This window comes from Amycolatopsis sp. SID8362 (assembly GCF_010550475.1).
Lineage (GTDB): Bacteria > Actinomycetota > Actinomycetes > Mycobacteriales > Pseudonocardiaceae > Amycolatopsis > Amycolatopsis eburnea.
On sequence record NZ_JAAGNB010001072.1, the window covers coordinates 1 to 3,818 of the forward strand.

Sequence of the window (3,818 nt, forward strand, 5' to 3'; positions counted from 1 at the left end):
GCTCGCCCGTGGCCAGCGCGAACACCGTGTCGCCGTCGAACATCGTGTGCGCCGGGCGCACCGCGCGGGCCAGGCCGTCCTGGGCCGCGACCGCGATCCGCCGCGCCTCGGCCTTCGACAGCGCCGCGTCGACCGCGACCACCCCGATCGTCGTGTTCAGGTCGGTCCGGCGGGACGGCAGCGAAGCGGCCCGCGAAGGCCACGTCACGCCGAAGTCCCCGTGGTCGGCCGCGTACGCCCGCCCGGTCGAGAGGTCCACGGCCTCGCCGGCCGCGTTGACCGCCGCCACCGCGCCCACGGTGAACCCGCTGACGACCTCGCTCGCCGAGCCGATGCCGCCCTTCAACGACCCCACGGCGGCTCCCGCGCCTGCCCCGACAGTCCCCTCCGCGAACGAGGCGGAAGCCGCGTCGCAGGCCGCGTACCCGAAGGACGCGTCCGGCCGGTTGCCCCAGTCGCTGCGCGGCAGGTCGAACAGCACCGCCGCGGGCACGATCGGCACCACCTCGTGCGGCTGCGCGCCGACCGGGAACCCGAGGTTCCGCTCCGACAGCCACCGCATGACGCCGTCGGCCGCGGCCAGGCCGTACGCCGACCCGCCCGAGAGGCAGACCGCGTTGACCCGCTGCACCAGGTTCTCCGGCTCCAGCAGGTTGGTCTCCCGCGTGCCGGGCGCGCCGCCGCGCTGGTCGACGGCCCCGACCGCGCCGCCGGGGACCAGCACCACCGTCGTCCCGGTGGCCCAGCCGTCGCCGACCCGCTCGTGGTGCCCGACCAGCACGCCGGGGACGTCGGTGATCATCCGGTCAGCGCCTGGATCAGCGTCTCCTGCACCCAGGTCAGCCAGTGGTAGACGCCCAGGTGCGGCGCCCGCGGGTCGTCCTCGGGCAGCTCGTCGGGCATGTCCTCGGTGACGTCGAGCGCGGTGCCCAGCGCCAGCCGGACGTCGTTGAGCGCGCCCAGCCAGGCGTCGGCCTGCTCCTCGGTGAGCCGGACCTGGCCGCCGTCGCGGGGCAGCGTGTCGAGCACGATCTTCGCCACGCCGACCTTGATGTCCAGCAGCTCCGGCTCGTGCAGCGAGCGCATCGCCGACGCGGAGTCGAGGTCCTCGCGGGTGGGGTTGTCCGGGTCGAGCTTGTGGAAGTCCGGGAGCAGCCGCGAGAGCACCGGGTCGTCCGGGGACTCGGTGGGCCCGGTCCGGATGCCGGTCAGCTCGGCGAGCTCGTCCTGAGGTGCCTCCTCGGCGCGCGCGGTGAGCATGTCCTCGAGCTGGCTGACCAGCCCACGCAGGACGGCCGCCTCCTGCTGCTCGAACCCGGCGTGGATGACCGCGCCCTTGCGCCGCCAGCCGTTCACGAGGTCTGCTCCATGGTGGCCCAGAGGCCGGCCGCGTGGAGTTTCGCCACGTCCGTCTCCACCTTCTCCTTGCTGCCGGACGACACGATCGCCTTGCCCTTGTGGTGCACGTCGAGCATCAGCTTGGTGGCGTGGTCGCGGCTGTAGCCGAACAGCTTCTGGAAGACGTACGTCACGTACGACATCAGGTTCACCGGGTCGTTCCAGACCACGGTCCGCCAGGGGGTGTCCGACTCGGCTACTTCCGCACCGGCCGGTTCGACCTGCGTCTGTTCGGATGCGACAGGCGTGGACATGCACCCCATGGTGTCACGGGGGTCACGGGGTACGCCGCGCCAGGTCCGGCCATGTGGGTGAATAGGCTTACCCCATGGGTTCACCGGAGCCGGCGACGGCCAGTACTGCGCTGCTCACCGACCACTACGAGCTGACCATGCTGGGCAGCGCGCTCGCCGACGGCACGGCGGAGCGGCCCTGCGTGTTCGAGGTGTTCGCCCGGCGACTGCCGGACGGCCGGCGCTACGGCGTCGTCGCCGGCACCGCGCGCGTGCTCGACGCCATCGCGGACTTCCGCTTCACCGACGCGGAACTGGCGCAGCTGGAAGCGACCGCGGTCGTCGACGACGCGACGCTGTCCTGGCTCGCCGGCTACGAGTTCTCCGGTGACGTCGACGGGTACGCCGAGGGCGAGCTGTACTTCCCCGGCTCGCCGATCCTGACCGTCACCGGCTCGTTCGCCGAGTGCGTGCTGCTCGAGACGCTGGTGCTGTCGATCCTCAACCACGACAGCGCGATCGCGTCGGCGGCGGCCCGGATGTCCGGCGCCGCGCACGGCCGCCCGATCATCGAGATGGGCGGCCGCCGCACGCACGAGTACGCCGCCGTCGCCGCCGCGCGCGCCGCCTACCTGGCCGGCTTCGCGACGACGTCCAACCTCGAAGCGGGCCGCCGCTACGGCATCCCGACGCGCGGCACCGTCGCGCACGCCTTCATGCTGCTGCACGACAGCGAAGAAGCGGCGTTCCGCGCGCAGGTCGAGAAGATGGGCGCGGACACGACCCTGCTCGTCGACACCTACGACATCACCGCGGGCATCGAGACGGCGGTCCGCGTCGCCGGACCCGAGCTCGGCGCGATCCGGATCGACTCCGGCGACGTCGGCCCCCTCGCCCGTCGCGCCCGCGAGCAGCTGGACTCCCTCGGCGCGAAGGACACCCGGATCGTCGTCTCCGGCGACCTCGACGAGCACGCCATCGCGGCGCTGCGCGCGGAGCCGGTGGACGCGTACGGCGTCGGCACCTCGGTGGTCACCGGGTCCGGCGCGCCGACCGCCGGGATGGTCTACAAGCTGGTCGAGGTGGACGGCAAGCCGGTCGCCAAGCGCAGCGCGCACAAGGAGTCCCGCGGCGGCCGCAAGTCCGCGCTGCGGCGCCACCGCGGCACCGGCACGGCGGTCGAGGAGGTCGTCTGGACCACGGCGGGCACCGCGCCTGCCGCGGAGGCCAACGACCGGCCGCTGCAGATCCCGCTGATCCGCGCTGGCCGCGCGGAGGCGGACCTGCCTACGCTCGACGACGCCAGGCAACGGCTGCGCCGCGGCCTGGTCAGCCTGCCGTGGGAGGGCCTCAAGCTCTCGCACGGCGAGCCCGCCATCCCGACGCTGTTTGTCTGAACGGAGTTCGACCATGGGTACCGCGCTGATCGTGGTGGACGTGCAGAACGACTTCTGCGAAGGGGGTTCGCTCGGCCTGCCGGGCGGGGCCGCCGCGGCCGCCGGCATCTCGAAGCAGGCCGCCGAAGGTGGCTACAGCCACGTGGTGGCCACCCGGGACAACCACATCGACCCGGGCGACCACTTCAGCGAGACGCCGGACTTCAAGGACAGCTGGCCGGTGCACTGCGTCGCCGGCACGCCGGGCGCGTCGTTCCACCCCGCGCTCGACGTCGTCCCGATCACCGAGGTGTTCTCGAAGGGCGAATACAGCGCCGCGTACTCCGGCTTCGAGGGCGCGGCCCGCGACGGGAAGTCCCTGGAAGCGTGGCTGCGCGAGCACGACGTCACCGACGTCGACGTCGTCGGCATCGCGACGGACTTCTGCGTCCGCGCGACGGCGCTCGACGCGGCGAAGGCGGGCTTCGGCGTGCGGGTGCTGCTGGACCTGACGGTCGGCGGCTCGCAGCCGACGGTCGACGCGACGCTGAAGGACTTCGACGAGGCGGGCGTCGCCCACACCGGCACCGCGGCCGTGCCGCCGGCCTCGTGAGGGACCTCCGGGCCACGCTGGCCGAACACCGGCTCGTCGCGATCCTGCGCGCTTCGGACGCGTCGCGGTTCGCGGACGCGGCGATGGTGCTGCACGCGGCGGGCGTCCGCCTGCTCGAAGCGACGCTGACGACACCGGGCGCGCCCGCGGCGATCACCGCGCTGCGCCTGGCCCTCGGCGAAGACGCGCTCATCGGCG

The 3,818-nt window shown here is 73.3% G+C and carries 5 protein-coding genes and 1 pseudogene; 3 read left to right on the forward strand and 3 right to left on the reverse strand.

Annotated features, from left to right (window positions below; genetic code table 11):
• From G3I65_RS33710 to clpS, 3 genes are all read right to left on the reverse strand, one after another.
• Positions 1-802, reverse strand: an 802-nt coding sequence (locus G3I65_RS33710; RefSeq protein ID WP_160699686.1) for a P1 family peptidase, incomplete at its 3' end; no start/stop codon positions are given.
• The gene (locus G3I65_RS33715) at positions 799-1,356 is read right to left on the reverse strand and encodes a DUF2017 domain-containing protein (protein WP_160699687.1); all 558 of its coding nucleotides are present in this window, start codon (positions 1,354-1,356) and stop codon (positions 799-801) included. The genes G3I65_RS33710 and G3I65_RS33715, both read right to left, overlap by 4 nt.
• On the reverse strand, positions 1,353-1,652 hold the full coding sequence (clpS, locus tag G3I65_RS33720) for an ATP-dependent Clp protease adapter ClpS (RefSeq protein WP_086679752.1): 300 nt from the start codon (positions 1,650-1,652) through the stop codon (positions 1,353-1,355). The genes G3I65_RS33715 and clpS overlap by 4 nt, the downstream gene beginning before the upstream one ends.
• Before the next feature lie 74 nt (positions 1,653-1,726).
• On the opposite strand from clpS, the gene G3I65_RS33725 reads away from it, so the two are divergent.
• From G3I65_RS33725 to G3I65_RS33735, 3 genes and pseudogenes are all read left to right on the forward strand, one after another.
• Positions 1,727-3,028 carry a nicotinate phosphoribosyltransferase gene (locus G3I65_RS33725; RefSeq protein ID WP_160699688.1) on the forward strand — a complete coding sequence of 434 codons (1,302 nt, stop codon included), beginning with the start codon at positions 1,727-1,729 and terminating at the stop codon, positions 3,026-3,028.
• A 13-nt stretch (positions 3,029-3,041) separates the two neighbouring features.
• Entirely contained in the window at positions 3,042-3,620 is a 579-nt protein-coding gene (locus G3I65_RS33730; RefSeq protein ID WP_160699689.1) for an isochorismatase family protein, read from the forward strand.
• Positions 3,617-3,818, forward strand: a pseudogene (locus G3I65_RS33735) (2-dehydro-3-deoxyphosphogluconate aldolase); the annotation flags it as partial. The gene G3I65_RS33730 and the pseudogene G3I65_RS33735, both read left to right, overlap by 4 nt.